The sequence below is a fragment of the Xylanibacter ruminicola 23 genome (assembly GCF_000025925.1).
Classification (GTDB): Bacteria; Bacteroidota; Bacteroidia; order Bacteroidales; family Bacteroidaceae; genus Prevotella; species Prevotella ruminicola.
Genome location: NC_014033.1, coordinates 3302192 through 3318879 on the forward strand (window position 1 = coordinate 3302192; position 16688 = coordinate 3318879).

Genomic DNA, 16688 nt, shown 5'->3' on the forward strand with positions numbered 1-16688 from the left:
TATATTCGATTTTTATTGATTGGAATTAGAATGTAACACTTAAACCAAGAACCAGTTTGCGCATGTTAGGATAGTTACCCTTGTCAAGACCTGGGCAGTTGTACTCCTGTGTGCAGGTTTCTGGATCGAGACCAGGATACTTGGTGAATGTGAAGAAGTCGTCAAGAGATACGTAAGCACGTACGTTCTGCATATAAACCTTCTTGGTCAGGTTGGTAGGCAGGGTGTAACCCAGCTGAATCTGCTTGAGCTTGAAGAATGAACCGTTATATACCATAGCTGATGACTGGTAGAACTTGGCAACACCGTAAACACTCTTTGCCTCGGGGAACTTCTTTGACTTGAAGTCATCATAAACACCCTTTGCGATGTTGTTGTAACCTGTACGATACAAACCATAGTAGATATCGTTACCGGCCTGTCCTGCACCGAATACGGTCAGGTCGAAGCCCTTATATTCAGCATTGATAGTCAGACCGAAGGTAACGTCGGGCAGACCAGAACCGATGTTGGTCATGTCGCTATCAGTTGGGTCGTTGGTAAGGCCGCCATCTTTGGTATAGTACTGAGCGGTACCATCAGCAGCACGACCGGCATACTTATAACCGCGCATGTACCATACTGGCTGACCCTGCTCGAAGTAGCAGCGGATAGCACCAGGAGACGCTCCTTCAACGGTGGCACCAGAGATACGCTCGATAGAAGGATCAAGGTAGGTTGCCTTGTTCTTCAGTGTAGCGAAGTTACCAGAGATACTGTATCTGAAGTCACCGATGTTGTCCTTCCAAGTAAACTCAACCTCAAGACCGCTATTCTCAATCTCACCAGCGTTGATAGTCATGTCAGTGTAACCAGACTCAGGCATTACAGGAGCTTTAACGAGCAGGTCCTTAGTGGTCTTCTTATACCAGTCGATACCGAGAGACAGACGATCGTTGAAGAAACGGAAGTCAGCACCCAGGTCAATCTGTCTTGATTTCTCCCAAGTCAGGTCGGGGTTGGCAATACCATTAGGCATAGAGCCGTATGTAGCAGCGTTTGTAGCACCATACTGATACCACTGGCCATTCAGACCAATACCAGCTGTATATGAGTAGTTACCCAATACGTTTACGTTACCGTTAGTACCCCATGATGCACGGATCTTACCGAAAGACATGATGCTTGGGTCGATGTTGTCCTTAAAGAACTTCTCGTTAGAGAATGTCCAACCTGCTGAACCAGAGAAGAAGTAACCCCAACGGTTATCCTTTGACAGTTTAGAAGAGTCGAATGCATCAGCACGGAAGTTGCCCTGCAAGCTGTAACGGTTGTCATAGCTATAGAGAATACGTCCGAAGTAAGAGAGTGCACGTGTCATGTTAGGCATGCCGCTGAATCCCTTAACAGTATCATCGTTACCGTTTACACAGTTCAAATATCTGTAGTTAGGTTCATAAGCAGTCAGAATATCTGGACCAGAAGCATTGGCGCTAACACCGTTAGAGTTGTACTGGCGGAATGACATACCGGCCATGGCGCCTACATTGTGCTTACCGAAGTCCTGGTTGTAGTTGATGAAGTTTTCCCACTGATACCAGGTAGAGTTGTTGCTTGCACCGTTGATGGTGTAGTTGTCACCCTTGGTCTGACCATTCAGGTAGTAAGGATACTGCCAGTCAGAGCTATTGTTGAATGACAAACGATAACCTAAGCGAGAGGTGAAGGTTACCTGCTTGATAGGAGTGATGTTCATGAATACAGTACCATTCACGTTTACACCCTCGTTTCTGCCCTCGGCACGGTCGCGCTGTGAGAATGGGTTGGCACCTGCCAGACGTGTATTGAAGTATGAAGTGGCATAGTAGCCATTCTCATCACCAAACAGAGTATATTTTGAGTTGCCAGCCTGAATTGCATCGTAATATGAAGCATATTCACCCAGCATCTGGTTGCGAGAAGTCCAATACAAGGGAGTCAATGGGTCGATCAAAAGCAGCATTTCGAATGAAGAACCATAACCATTCTCTGATACGCCACGTGAAGACCACTTCTCGATAGCAGTGTTGGTACCAATCTGCAACCAATCCTTAATCTTATAGTCAGCGTTGATCTGAGCTGTCAGACGCTCGTATTTATCCTTGTTGCCCTTTACGATACCATCCTGGTTTACATAGCTGGTGCTCAGGAAGTAAGAACCACGGTCATTTCCACCCTGGAAAGTCAAAGTGTGCTGCTGTGCCCATGTGTCCTCGAAATATTCCTTCATCCAATCAGTATCGGTGTTGGGATTCCAACCATATTGGTTTATGGCATCTTGCATGTCCAGATCGAGCTGACGGTACTTCTGACCATCTTTCTCGACCTCACCTAACTGCATGTCCATCCAATCCTTGAACTGACCTGCATTCAAGAGCTTACCAACGTGACCGAGGTTCTGGTTTGTGAACTTGACCTCGTAAGTGATTGAACCCTGACCCTTGCTCTTGGCACCACTCTTGGTGGTGATCAGTACAACACCATTACCAGCCTCAGCACCGTAGATGGCAGCCGAAGCAGCGTCCTTCAGTACCTCCATTGACTCAATCATTGAAGGATCGAGGTACTGGATGCTTGATACCTGCAGACCATCGACGATCAGCAGAGGACCGATGTTGCTAGAGTTAGAAGAGTAACCACGTACGCGGATAGAAGCACCCTGACCAGGCTTACCTGAACTGTTCAGAATCTGTACACCAGCGGCCTTACCCTGCAGAGCAGCAGCAGCGTCGGTGGTTGAACGGTGCTTCAGGTCCTCGGCCTTTACTGATGCTACAGAACCGGTCAAGTCTGACTTCTTCTGCACACCATAACCGATAACTACAACGTCGTTCAGGGTCTGTGCATCTTCTTTAAGAGTAACAGAGAGATTGTTTTTGCCAGCTACCTTTACAGTTTCGGTAGTGTAGCCAATGTAACTGATAACCAGTGTGGCGTTGTTGTCGGCCTGAACACTGAAGTTACCATCGAAGTCTGTAATGACACCCGACTTTGAGCCTTGTACTTTTACACTAGCACCAATGATCGGGTCGCCAGATACATCTTTCACCGTTCCCTTGATCAAGCTCTGAGCCAGCGCTCCCAGTGGGAACAAACAGAGCAGGAACAGTGCCATTAACGGCTTTTGGATTGATTTAAAATTCCACATAATTAATTTAATTAGTTAGATAATTGAATATGTTATTTGGCTGAATTCGTACTTTTAGGTTTCAATTTCCGGTTGCAAATATATTATAAATTTAACTCATTTAGTTTATTTTTTGTAACGTAGAGTTTGTAAAATTGTCAAATTGTCCAAAAATGTAACATTTGATAAAGTTCTGGTTACTTTTTAATACTATCGCCTCATTAAACGTTTACCATTTTTAAGCTTCTAATAATACTAAAAAAGGTGCTGCGTTGTGTTGCGCAGCACCTTTTGAATATGTTTTGCTAACTGTTTGTCTATTGTATCTCAGTAGCTTCGGCATCTTCGATGATCACATCTGGCTCGTCGTAGTACTCTGGTTCGTCGTAAACCTTGGGCTCTTCGAATACCTGTGGCTCAGGTATGGGCTCGGTAGCAATTGTGGGCTCTGGTTGCTCTGGTGCAACGGTTGTTTCTACCTCAGGTTCCATCTCAGGCTCTAAGTCCTCGTCGGCTTTCTGCTCCAGTTTGGTGGCACCCTTGAAACGGATGGCCAACAGGGCCATATCATCACGCTGTTCGAAGTCGCCGGCAAAGCGGTGTACGGCATCCAGCATGTTCTCGATAAATGGTTTGGGTCGTGGGTCCAGCTTCATGGCCTGCAGTGCCGATCCTAACATACGTTTCTCGTTAAACACGCGGTGCTCGGCATTCTTTACCTTAATAAGTCCTTCGGTATTCAGGAATATCATGGTGCCAGGCAGCATCGTCATCTCCTGAGCCTCATAGGCATAGTTGGGTTCTTCGCCTATGGCTACATTCTGCTCTACAGGCAGGTGGTGCAACTCGTTGCTTACCAACAGTGGAGCTGCATGACTGGCATTACAGAAGTACAGTTTGCCATTATAAATGTCGAGTACACCAATAAACAGACGTATATCGATACCCTTGTTTTCTTTCTGTGCCAATGCGTTGTTGATAGCCGACATAATCTTGTCGGGCTGCGATTCGAAGGTGGCTGCTGTACGGAACTGTGCTTTGACGATGGTTGTAAGCAATGATGCTTTGACACCTTCTACGCCTGATTCTCCTACACAGAAGAACAGTTTGCCGTCGCGTACACAGTAGTCCATCACACCACCACCTTCCATCTGGCCCATTTTTATGGCGCTCCATAGGTCGAACGACTTATACTTGGGTAGCAGTCGTGGGGCAATCACACGCTGTATATTCTGGGCGATACGGAATTCTGAGGCTTCGCGCTCTTTCACTGCCGTATCGGCTTCCATGCGATCGTAGTCGTATTTCAGATCTTCGTAGGCAGCCTGTAGCTGATGCGCCATACGGCGACGGATGAGTGCATAGCCTAACAAACAGAGTATGACAATGGCAATACCGAAAGCAATCATAAACTGATACTTGCGATTTTTCTTGGCTTCCTGCTCTGTCATCTTCTCTACGGTCTTTACAATCACAGCCTGCTCTTCCTGTTCTATCTTCTTCGACTTGGCAATCGCCTGACCTAATGCGTTACTGATACTGAGTGCTACCTGAATGGCTGAGTCGCGTCGCCCAGCTTGCAGGTTTGTGCGGTATTTCTTCAGCACCAGGTTCTCGATATTCTCCAACGAGTAATTCTGCGGCGTTTCGCCCATCATCGCATCCAGACTACGATAGTGTTCGGCAGCCTCATCCCAGCGGTTAGCGGCTGTCAGATAGTCGTTAGCGTCGATACGTCCCTTAGGTGTGTTACTGTAACGGGTACTCTGGAACTTTTCGTAGGCTTTGGCAGCTTCTTCGGTTTGACCTAAACCTAGTAGGGCAAGCGCCTGGTAGATATCGTAGCGGGCCAGCTGTCGGTCGATAAAGTCGGCATCGGCATCAGGTCGCTGTTCATATTCGCTCAGTATCTGTCCAAAGCGGGTGGTCCATGTCAGGGCCTCCTGCCATTTCTTTGCATATATATAATTATAGGTAATATTGATGAGACCGGTGATTCCATCTTTATAGACCACATCGTTGTGGAAGGTCTCTATGTTTTCCTTATGCCGCTGGTAAGCCTTATTAAAACCATCGCTATTACCATTGGCTGTGCCTAATCCCTCCTGACAGCAACCTATATATATAAGTATGTTCAGGTAATCGCTGGTACTGTCGCAGTGAAGCTCCTCCAGTTTGTTGGCTGCAGGGACGGCTGCATTCAGTCCCTCCTCGTAGTCGCCTCTTACGGATAGCATGTTAGCCAGACGACTGGCCGACTTGGCATAGTAAGCCATCTCGTCGCTGCTGGTTGCGTTTTCTGCCGCATCGAGTGATGCTTTCCAATAGAACTCAGCCAGGCGCTGTCGTTTCATCTTGTCGCAGGCATAGCCTCGCCAATAGTATGCTTTGGTGGGGGTGATACTGCCGATGGTTTCTAAGCTGTCAACCACCTTCAGCAGTTCAGGGTAGTTCTTGGTCTTCTGAGTGTTCTCAATCAATTTGTCGGCTTCACTCATCTGTCCGTTCTGCTCCTCATTGTTGCAGGCTGCCATCAACACGCCTGCCATCACCATCAGGAATATCCAAATTTTTGTCTGTCTCATATACTGTTCCAAGTAATTGAAGTTTCTGGATGCAAAGATACAAAAGAATTTTAAATAAACTCAAAAACAAGGCAAAAAAGTGCTTGTTAGGGGACGATGATACGCACACAAAAGTAAATGTAACTCTTTGAAAAAGGTATTTTCTGAAAACTGCGTACCTTTGCACCCAGAATAAACTGAAACATTGATGAAACGTATATTTACTCTGATTACAATTCTATGTGCGCTTGGCGCAGGAGCTCAGGGAGTCAAGCCATTGCCCTCGCTCCATACTGAAGGAAGATGGCTTGTTGACAAACATGGAAACCAAGTGGTGCTCCATGGTGTGATGGATACGCCCAGTAATTATTTTAATGGTGGACGCTGGGAAGGTTCCAAGGCACTTGGTTGGTGGGACCACTATAATGATACAGGCGTTACCAACTGTCTGGCTTATTTTGAAAAACTATTTAAAGGCATGGAGAAGGCTAAGTGCGATGTGTTCCGTTTGCACATGGATCCTGCTTGGACCAACGATCCTGCCGATGGCTATGTTTATGCAGGCTCAGTAGGACAGGCTTCCGATGCGTCGGGCGAGGCAGACATCAAGAAGTTTAATCCCGAGCGCTATCAGAAATACATGCCACAGCTATATCTGAAGTTGGCCGAGATGGCTATGAAATATGGTATGTACGTAGTAGTACGCCCTCCCGGTGTATGTCCTCATGACTTGAAGGTGGGCGATTATTATAATCAGTATCTGATGTATGTATGGGATGTGTTCTCTCAGCAGGAATTTGTGAAGGATCATGCCGGTCAGATTAGTATTGAGCTGGCCAACGAACCTGTTAACTTGAGAAATGCCCAGAATCAGGACGATCCCAAAGCGCTCCATGACTATTTCCAGCCTATCGTCAATAAGATCCGCGAAAACGGCTTTACGGGTATTATCTGGGCGCCTGGTACTGGATGGCAGGCCAACTATACCAGTTATGCTACTTATCCTATCGAGGGTGATAACATCGGTTATGCTGTTCATGACTATACTGGATGGTATGGCTGCAGCGATGCCAATCCCGATCCACAGAACAAGATTGAGCAGTTCCATAAGCAGGTGCCTGTAGTTGATACCAACCCGATTATTATTACCGAGGTTGATTGGAGTCCCGAGAACCCCTCGGCTCAAGGTCATTATAATGAGCATAACGAGTGGGTACAGCCCAACTATGGTACATGGTCAACAGGTTCTACCTCTAAGTGGGGTAAGGCTTACAAGGCTATGCTCGACTATTATGGTAATATCTCGATGACGCTGTCGGGAACAGGCTGTTTGTTCGATATCGATAAGTTGCTCTCTACGGGCAATGTCTATCCGGCTTTTAATGGTCTTGAAGAGGCCTGTGGTAAGGCTTGCATGGATTGGTATGCCGAGTATTATACAGTGAACTATCCCCATGCTGACGACGAGGCTGAGACTGGCGACTTCTATACCATCGAATCGCTGAAGGCTGATCAGGAGTCATTCGATTTGATGATTGGCGATAAGACCAAGATCTTGCTGAATGTGCTCTATCGCGATGGCCATACGAAGGATATCTCTGATGTGGCCACCTATGAAGTAGATGAGCCCTCGGTGGTTGAAGTCAAGAAAGGTTCTATACGTGCATTGGCCAATGGCGAAGCCCAGGTACAGGCCTCATATACCGATGTGCAGGGTATCATTTGGAAGAAATCGTTTGTGGTTAAGGTTACCGGTCTTGATTTAGGCGCCCTGACAGCTTTGAGCAGTCTTTCGGATATAACCGACCAGCCTTTTGCTATCGTGAATAAGGAGAGTCAGAAGATGTTTTATGGTCCTGAGAATCAGAATCTTGACATGGGCGATCCTCTGGGCGTCATCAATAACAAGAGTATCAGCGGTTATATGTTTAAGGCCGAGGCTATTTCTGGTCGTGATGGTTGTTATCTGTTGCGTTTGATGACGTTGAACGGTAGCGAATACAGCGTTTATGGCAAGCCAGGCTATCTTAATTCTCAGCCAACAACAGGCTGGTGTAGCTTTATTCTCGGTTTGAACAACCAGAATGGCGAAGATGTCAAAGATGGCGCTGTGTGGGAAATAAAATATGAGAGTGGCAAGGGCTTTACATTGAAGAATATGGCTACGGGCAAATACCTGAAGGATGCAGCCCCAGCCAAATACGATGCGCCAGCCTATTTCGACTTCCTGAAGTCCAGCGTTACAGCGGGTATTCATAAGGTAGAGCGTTCTGTGGATAACGATGCTGTTTATACGCTTCAGGGCATCAAGATAGCAACCCTTCAGCAGTGGGATGCGCTGCCTCGTGGCATCTACATCGTTGGTGGAAAGAAAAAACTTAAATAATAACTTTATATCAACTCAATTAAAATGTATCAATCAACTTTAAAAACTATCCTGTTGGCATCGGCATTGCTCATTTTGCCCGCCAGCATGTCGGCCCAGAAACGTAAGGCCGCTCCTAAGAAGGCTGCTACCGAACAGGTTGGCAAGCCCGATCCTAATTTCTACATTTTCCTGTGTTTCGGTCAGTCAAACATGGAGGGTAATGCCCGTCCCGAGGCTCAGGATTTGACTAGTCCTGGTCCACGCTTCCTCCTGATGCCCGCTGTCGATTTCCCCGAAAAAGGTCGTAAGATGGGTGAGTGGTGCGAGGCTTCGGCTCCTCTCTGTCGTCCAAACACTGGTCTGACTCCCGCCGACTGGTTCGGTCGTACCCTCGTGGCTTCACTGCCTGAGAATATTAAGATTGGTGTCATCCACGTGGCTATCGGTGGTATCGATATCAAGGGCTTCCTGCCTGATAGCATCCAGAACTACCTGAAGGTAGCTCCCAACTGGATGAAGGGTATGCTGGCTGCTTACGATAACAATCCCTACGAGCGCTTGGTTACACTGGCTAAGAAGGCTCAGAAGGATGGTGTTATCAAGGGTATCCTGATGCACCAGGGAGAGACCAATACCGGTGATCCCAAATGGGCAGGTATGGTTAAGCAGGTTTACGACAACCTGTGTGGCGACCTGAACCTGAAGCCCGAGGAGGTAAACCTCTATGCTGGAAACATTGTTCAGGCCGATGGTAAGGGTGTATGTATCGGTTGTAAGAAGCAGATTGATGAGTTGCCTCTTACCCTGCACACCTCGCAGGTCATCTCTTCGGATGGTTGTACCAATGGTCCCGACCGTCTGCACTTCGATGCCGCTGGCTATCGTGAGTTAGGTTGCCGTTATGGCGAGGCTGTAGCCCGTCATCTGGGTTACGAGCCCAAGCGCCCCTATATCGAGATGCCTAAGCAGATTGAGGTTCCTGCCGATGCTTTCATTGCCGAGACAACCGTTCCTGGTAACGAGTTCCCCAAGGTTGATAAGGAAGGTCGTGCTTATTTCCGTATCGCAGCTCCCGAGGCCCGCAAGGTGGTGCTCGACATCTGCAACAAGAAATACGACATGCAGCGCGATGGTAAGGGCAACTTCATGGCTGTTACCGATCCCCTGCCCGTTGGTTTCCACTATTATTTCCTGAATATCAACGGTGTAAACTTCATCGATCCTTCAACCGAGACCTTCTTCGGCTGTAACCGCGAGTCCGGTGGTATCGAGATTCCCGAGGGTTCTGAGGGCGACTACTACCGTCCGCAGCAGGGTGTGCCCGCTGGTCAGGTTCGTAGCATCTATTACTATAGCAACGAGCAGCAGACCTGGCGCCACGCTATGGTTTATACCCCAGCCGAGTACGAGCTGGCCAAGAATGCCAAGAAGCGTTACCCCGTGCTCTACCTGCAGCATGGTATGGGTGAGGACGAGACTGGCTGGAGCAAGCAGGGCCACATGCAGCACATCATGGATAACGCCATTGCCAAGGGCGAGGCCGTACCTATGATTGTGGTCATGGAGAGTGGCGATATCAAGGCTCCATTCGGTGGTGGTAACAATCAGGCTGGTCGCAGCGCCTATGGTGCTTCGTTCTATCCTGTACTGCTGAACGACCTTATTCCTTATATCGATAGCAACTACCGCACTAAGAGCGATCGCGAGAACCGTGCTATGGCAGGTTTGTCATGGGGTGGTCATCAGACTTTCGATGTTGTACTGACCAATCTCGATAAGTTTGCTTGGCTCGGAACCTTCAGCGGTGCTATCTTTGGTCTCGATGTGAAGACTGCCTACGATGGTGTGTTTGCCAACGCCGACGAGTTCAATAAGAAGATACATTATATGTATATGAACTGGGGCGAGGAAGATTTCATCAAGAGTGGCGATATCGTTAAGCAGCTGCGTGAGTTGGGTATCAAGGTAGATTCAAACGAGTCGAAGGGTACCGCCCACGAGTGGCTCACCTGGCGCCGTGGTCTCAACGAGTTTATCCCACATCTGTTCAAAAAATAGCCAATTTCCCCAAACCTAACATCGCGCCCCTCCCGAGTCACATCGAGAGGGGCGCTTATTATGGTTATAAAGAAAAATGTGGAAATTAACCGTGTTTTGGACAAAAATGGCAGAGGATAGGACTGCTATTATTTTTAAAAGACAGATATTTGCAACCAGAATTCCAAATTCACCAACTCGTAAATTCAACACTATACTTATTACTTAATATTTAATTATTAACACATTAACTAATTAACATTATGTACAAACGCGAAAGAAAAGTCTCGAAGACGATGTGTTCTTCGCTATTACTACTTTCTGCTGGTGCAATGACATTCGGTTCTCCAGTCAGTGTTCTAGCTAACTCAGTTTCCCAACCGTTGACAGAGGTAACATCTGTTCAACAGCAAAAAAAGGTGATCATTACCGTCGTTGATGGCCAGAATGAGCCGGTTGTTGGCGCCAGTGTGATGATGATGTCTTCTAAAACAGGTGTCATTACCGATATTAACGGCCGGTGCGACATCGATGCAGCTTCTGGCGACGAGATACGAGTGTCGTCTATTGGCTATGTTGCCCAAACCATAAAACTCGGTAAAGGTGGCTCGCAGCGAATCGTACTCCTGGAGGATAAACAACTCCTGGATGAGGTGGTTGTGGTAGGTTATGGTACGATGCGTAAGTCCGACCTTACAGGTTCGTCTTCTACGACCAAGGGCTCTGAAATCTTGAAAATGCAGGGTTTCAATGCCTTGGAAGGTTTAAAAGGTAAGGCTGCGGGTGTAAACATCTTTAATAACACCGGTCAGCCTGGTGGCGAGATGCGTGTTATTATCCGTGGTATCTCAACTATCAATGCCTCTTCTAGTCCATTGTATATCGTAGATGGTGTTGCCATGACTGATTTCCAGTTCCTCAACCCTAATGATATCGAGAGTATCGAGGTGCTTAAAGATGCCTCTTCGGCGGCTATCTATGGTGCCCGTGGTGCCAATGGTGTTATTATGGTAACCACCAAACGTGGTAATGCCGGTAAGGGAGCGCACATCAAGTATGATGGCTCGTTTTCGGTAAGCAGTATGGCCCGAAAGATGGATGTCATGAATGCTTCTGAGTGGATGAGCGCTTTCAAGCAAGGTCTTGAGAATGCTAATCAGTTCCAGGGCATGAACTTTGATACCGACCTGTCGAAGATATTCACCGATACCCGTTATTTTGATAGCAATGGTAATCCGCTTTATGATACCGATTGGCAGGACGAGTGTTCTCGTGTAGCCGTATCTCATAACCATGAGCTGAGTATCCAACGCTCTGGCGAGAATGGCTCTTCGGTTGGTGCATTCCTTAACTTTACCGATCAGCAGGGTATTCTTCTCAATACTTATTATAAGCGTGTAAATGCAAAACTGGCCTACGATGATAACCCAACTAAGTGGCTTTCTACAGGATTGAATCTGTTGGTGAACCACTCATGGGGTAATCATACCTCCGACAATCCCTATGGACAGGGTGCTCTGCGCACGATGATTGAGCAGTTGCCTTGGTTGCCTGTACAGCTTAATGGTGAGTATGTACAGAATAACATGATTAATACAACAGGTATACTTAAAGATAAGGATAACCCCAATAGCGGTTATCAGACATTCTCTCCCGAGGGTGTTGCCAACCCAGTAGAGTTGCTTGAGCGTGTACAGGTTATACAGTATAAGACTCAGATCTTCGGAAATGCTGCTCTTACTTTCCACCTGGCTAAGGGATTGGATTTGAGAACCCAGTTAGGTATCGACTACCATAATAACCGCAGTAAGGGATATACACCTTTCCAACCACATCAGCTTATCGACCAAGGTGCCTCTCAGGGTGCAGCTTCTGCAGGTAACTCAAACTCACTTTATTGGCAGGAAGAAACCTATCTTACTTATGTAAACGACTTTGGGAAACATCATCTGAATGCCATGGCTGGTGCTTCTTGGCAGGCACGCAAATATGATTATTTCGGTGCTTCCGACAATACCTTTACCGACGATTACTATGGCTACTATAACCTAGGTTCTGGCACATTGAAGCCATCTGTTGGCTCCGACTACGATAAGTGGGCCATGAACTCATACTTCTTACGCTTGGCCTATAACTACAATAATACCTATATGGCTACTGTAACGGGTCGTTATGATGGTTCTTCTAAGTTTGGTCAGAACAACAAGTATGCTTTCTTCCCATCAGTGGGCTTAGGATGGTTAGCCTCGAACGAGAGTTTTTTGAAGGATATTGAGACCATCAGCAAGTTAAAGCTTCATACCTCATTTGGTATGACGGGTAACTCTGAGATTGGTACCTATCGTTCTCTGGCTACTGTCAGTCAGTCAACCACTATCTTAGGTGGTAAGATGGTAACCGTTTCTTATCTTGACAATATGCCTAATGCCAACCTGAAGTGGGAGAAGACAGCACAGTGGGATTTAGGCTTCGAACTGGGTTTATTCAAGAATCGTTTGAATTTTGACATCTCTTACTACTATAAGTACACCTCTGATCTGCTCTTGAATCGTCCTGTTCCCGAGTCAACAGGTTATTCTTCGATTATGGACAACATTGGTGCCGTATCTAACCACGGTTTTGATATTCTGGTAACAGCTTATCCTATTCAGACTAAAGACTTCCAGTGGACCTCTACTTTGAACCTGGGCTTTAATAAGAATAAGGTGGAGAAACTCGATGAGGGTGCTTCTGTTGATCCAGTCAGCGGAAAACGTCAGATTCTTACAGATGGCTTTGTAGGTTACGATATGCTTATCCGCGAAGGCGAAGCGCTTTCTACTTTCTATGGTTACAAGCGCGCTGGTATCTACGATGGTCACCCCGAGAACTGGGATGCCAGTACGATGAATATCCCATCTATTGTAGGCGAAAAGGTTACTTATAAGCAGCGTCAGATTCTGGGTAATGGTCTGCCTGATTGGACAGGTTCTTTCATCAATACCTTCAACTACAAGAATTTCGACCTTACGCTTGATCTTCAGTTCTCAATGGGTGCAGATATTATGCAGGAGTACTATCACTCTACCTTGGCTCGTTTCCTTACCAATGGTCTCGATCGTTTATACGAGGAGGCTTGGCATCCAGTAAACAATCCCAATGGGGTAGAGCAGGCCTTGCGTTTGAATAACTTCGGTATGGGCGCCAACAATCAGGCCGATTCCGACTGGGTTTGTGATGGTTCTTACTTGCGTTTTAATCTCTTGCAACTTGGTTATACCTTCTCTGGTTCTGCTTGCCGAACTCTTGGTATTTCAGCTTTGCGCCTGTATGCTAACCTGAACAACTTCTGGCTCATCTGCTCCGACGATTATAAGGGTTACGATCCAGATAACTCAACACGTCTGGGTAGTAATAACTGGGGTGCCAACCGTCAGTTCTTCTCTTATCCTCGTCCAAAAACGTTCTCTTTTGGTGTTAATGTAACTTTCTAAACAACTTATTGTAACTGTTTTATGAAAACAATAAAATATATCATATATGGAATGATGGCAAGTGCCACATTCGGTCTTACTTCTTGTGACGAATTCCTGGAAGAAAAGCCATTGGATCAGAAATCGTCAAGCCAGTTCTGGCAGTCAAAGGAAGATGCGCAGACAGGTGTTGATGCGCTTTATTTCGGTGGCGTACCTTATTTGAATCAGAATGGTGGTGGTTGGCAGCCCAAAGCCACGATGTACGGTGGTATTATCTCAGGTTTGTTCTACGACGACCATGGCGACTCACAGTTGGCCGAAGCTGCGAAGGCATGTACCTATACCTTGGAGAAGTTTTCCAGTCCTGCCATGTCATTGTGGCATGAGTTCTACAAAGGTATCTCCCGTGCCAATTTCGTGTTGGCCAATGTGCCCAAGATGACCGATGTGCTCGATCAGGCTACTATCGACAACTATGTGGCCGAGGGTAAATTCTTCCGTGCTTATGCCTATTTCTATTTAGTAAAGGAGTTTGGCGATGTGCCTTATGTGGATGAGCCATACACATCTACCGATGGCATGTTCAAAGAGCGTAACTCTGCTGCCGAAGTCTATCAGCATATCATCGACGACCTGACTGATATCGCTACGGGAACGGCCCTTCCCAACAAGTCGTTCTACGATAATGGCTGTCGTGTAACCCGTGCTATGGCACAGACCCTTCTGGCTCAGGTATATCTTCAGCGTGCCGGTTTCCCCATGAATGGTGGTGCCGAAGATTACAAAAAGGCTGCCCAGATGGCCGAGATGGTGATTGATGGTGGTACTGCTGTACTGGAGCAGGCAAATGGCAGTTCCGACGATCTGAACTCAGCTTATAATGTGATTAAGACCTCTAAGACTTCTAAGGAAATCATCTTTGCTAAGGAGTACGATTATTCAAATAATAATATAGGTAACGGGTATGTTAATCTCAGTATCGGTTCCGACGCTACCACCTGGAAGGATGCCAATGGTAATCAGGTGTTCAGCATGAACGTGTTACATAAGGCCTACCATCCATGTGATATGATTTTCAAGAGTTATGCTCCCGAGGATATCAGAAGTCACGAGAAGCAGTTCTTCTTCAATACCTATACTGATAAGACTGGTGTGGAGCATACGCTCAACTATACCGGTATCTGGTCGTGGTTTGATGAGGATGCCATCATCAAGAACCACGGTGGCGACTATAATATTCCTACCATGCGTTATGCCGAGGTTCTGCTGATAGCTGCCGAGGGTCATGCCCGTACCGGCAATACCGCCAAAGCACAGGAGTATCTGAATCAGGTGCGTAAACGTGCTGGTTTGACTGCCGAGACAGCAACTGGCGATGAACTTGTTACAGCTATCTTGACAGAACGTCTGCACGAGTTCCCTGTTGAATTCAAAGTATGGGATGATATCCGTCGTACCCGTTTGTATCCAGAAGCTGCTGGCGATTATTCTGGAAAACTCAATTGGGTTGCGCTCTCAGGTGCGAAGATCCAGAATAAACCTGTAGATAATGTTAAGATTGGTGCTATTCCTGAGTGGGTTCTCCTTTGGCCTATCCCACAGGATGAAATTCAACACAATCCTGCTCTTACACAGAATCCTGGTTGGGAGTAAATAAAAAAGCGATAGCCTATATCACTATAGGCTATCGCAACTTTTTTTTTATTTATGAATGTTTTTGAGCAGGTTCAATTTTCCATCATCTATCAGTTTTAGTATCAGCTCACCAAACAAGGTGTTTTGCCAGGCAAACCAGTGGCGACTGTAATTGGCAGCATTGTCCTTGTTGAACGACTCGTGCATAAAGCCTGTGCCGGCATCTGTATCAACCAGCATCTGCAGGCACTCCTTAATCTCCTGATCGTCGGTGCTGGTAAAGGCACGCATCATAATCGACATGGGCCATACCATATCATAGCCTACATGAGGTCCACCGATACCTTCGCCGGCCTTACCACGGAAGAAGTAAGGGTTATCCTCGCTCCATACAAACTTACGGGTGTTCTGATAGATAGGGTCGTTTACATCCACATCACCTAAGTAAGCCATTGCCAGCAAACTGGGCACGTTAGCATCGTCCATCAGGTGCTGGTTACCAAAGCCATCCACCTCGAACGCATAAATCTTACCGTATTTAGGATGGTTATAGATAGCATACTTCTGCAGGGCGTCGCTCACTTCGTTGGCCAGGGCTGTGCATTCGTTGGCAGTCTTACTATCCTTGTTAACCTTGGTCAGAATATCAGCTGCCTTGCGCAGTGAGGTTACGGCAAAGAAGTTGGATGGGATGAGGAAGGGGAACACCGTAGCATCGTCGCTGGGACGGAAGATAGAGGCTATCAGACCTACCGGCTTAACAGGGTTGCCATAACCGCCGTGACTCACCGTGTCGTACTGCTGGGCTGTGGTGCGCATAAAGCGGTAGGGACCGTGTCCCTCCTTGCGCTGCTGCTCACGGAAGGTCTTCAGAATCTTGCCGATGGCTTCCTGCCACAGGCCGCCAAAAATACTGTCGTCGCCAGTCACCTGCCAGTAGTAATAGGCCAGTCGCAGGGGATAGCACAGCGAGTCGATCTCGTACTTGCGCTCATGCAGGTTGGGGTTCATCGTGGTGTGGTCGCTGGCCCATTCGCTGCCTGTAGGTCCCATGTTAAAGGCATTGGCATAGGGGTCGATGCAGATACACTTCAACTGGCGTAGGATTGTGCCTCGTACCATTTTTCTGATTTTCTTGTCTTTCTTGGCAAACTGTACATAAGGCCACACCTGGGCACCCGAATCGCGCAGCCACATGGCGTGAATGTCGCCTGTATATACAAAGGTATCGTCGTCGCCCTCAGCATCCGAGTAGTGTACGGTGGTGTCGAGCGTGTTCGGAAAACAGTTCTCGAACATCCATGCTAAGTATGGAGCGTCCTTCAGCATCTTTTTTACCTCGGCAATCTTCTTTTCGATGGTGTCTGAGTAAAACAGTCGCTCTTTGGCGGCGGGTCTGCGAGATACTTTTGTGTTGTCGGCTGGAGCGGCAATCGTTTTGCTCCAGTCTTCTATCCCGTCGGCCATAACAGGCACCGATAGCC

Annotated in this window: 7 protein-coding genes; 4 read left to right on the forward strand and 3 right to left on the reverse strand. The window is 47.1% G+C overall.

From position 1 onward, the window contains the following. Nucleotides 1-25 precede the first annotated feature (25 nt). Nucleotides 26-3133, reverse strand: coding sequence for a SusC/RagA family TonB-linked outer membrane protein (locus PRU_RS13870; protein WP_224082996.1), 3108 nt, complete (start codon nt 3131-3133; stop codon nt 26-28). Nucleotides 3134-3462: 329 nt separating this feature from the next. Next, nucleotides 3463-5730 (reverse strand): SpoIIE family protein phosphatase, encoded by a 2268-nt coding sequence (locus PRU_RS13875; protein WP_041386340.1) that lies wholly within the window; start codon nt 5728-5730, stop codon nt 3463-3465. 187 nt (nt 5731-5917) lie between these two features. Between PRU_RS13875 and PRU_RS13880 the strand changes: the two genes are divergently transcribed. From PRU_RS13880 to PRU_RS13895, 4 genes are all read left to right on the forward strand, one after another. Next, a complete protein-coding gene (locus tag PRU_RS13880; RefSeq protein ID WP_013064189.1) occupies nt 5918-8095 on the forward strand; it encodes a cellulase family glycosylhydrolase in 2178 nt (725 codons plus the stop codon). A gap of 24 nt (nt 8096-8119) precedes the next feature. Further along, complete coding sequence (locus PRU_RS13885) at nt 8120-10135, forward strand: bifunctional carbohydrate acetyl esterase/feruloyl esterase (RefSeq protein ID WP_013064664.1); 2016 nt, start codon at nt 8120-8122, stop codon at nt 10133-10135. Between the two features lie 242 nt (nt 10136-10377). Continuing rightward, entirely contained in the window at nt 10378-13587 is a 3210-nt protein-coding gene (locus tag PRU_RS13890) for a SusC/RagA family TonB-linked outer membrane protein (protein WP_013065288.1), read from the forward strand. A 21-nt stretch (nt 13588-13608) separates the two neighbouring features. Continuing rightward, nucleotides 13609-15222, forward strand: a complete 1614-nt coding sequence (locus PRU_RS13895; protein ID WP_013063149.1) for a RagB/SusD family nutrient uptake outer membrane protein — start codon at nt 13609-13611, stop codon at nt 15220-15222. A gap of 48 nt (nt 15223-15270) precedes the next feature. Here PRU_RS13895 and PRU_RS13900 read toward each other — a convergent pair whose 3' ends face one another. Then, on the reverse strand, nt 15271-16671 hold the full coding sequence (locus tag PRU_RS13900; RefSeq protein ID WP_224083063.1) for a glycoside hydrolase family 125 protein: 1401 nt from the start codon (nt 16669-16671) through the stop codon (nt 15271-15273). Between the last annotated feature and the right edge of the window lie 17 nt (nt 16672-16688).

Bases quoted from the DNA above. Each gene is read 5' to 3' on its own strand.
- PRU_RS13870 (WP_224082996.1), bottom strand. From the start codon at position 3,133: ATGGCACTGTTCCTGCTCTGTTTGTTCCCACTGGGAGCGCTGGCTCAG.
- PRU_RS13875 (WP_041386340.1), bottom strand. From the start codon at position 5,730: ATGAGACAGACAAAAATTTGGATATTCCTGATGGTGATGGCAGGCGTG.
- PRU_RS13880 (WP_013064189.1), top strand. From the start codon at position 5,918: ATGAAACGTATATTTACTCTGATTACAATTCTATGTGCGCTTGGCGCA.
- PRU_RS13885 (WP_013064664.1), top strand. From the start codon at position 8,120: ATGTATCAATCAACTTTAAAAACTATCCTGTTGGCATCGGCATTGCTC.
- PRU_RS13890 (WP_013065288.1), top strand. From the start codon at position 10,378: ATGTACAAACGCGAAAGAAAAGTCTCGAAGACGATGTGTTCTTCGCTA.
- PRU_RS13895 (WP_013063149.1), top strand. From the start codon at position 13,609: ATGAAAACAATAAAATATATCATATATGGAATGATGGCAAGTGCCACA.
- PRU_RS13900 (WP_224083063.1), bottom strand. From the start codon at position 16,671: ATGGCCGACGGGATAGAAGACTGGAGCAAAACGATTGCCGCTCCAGCC.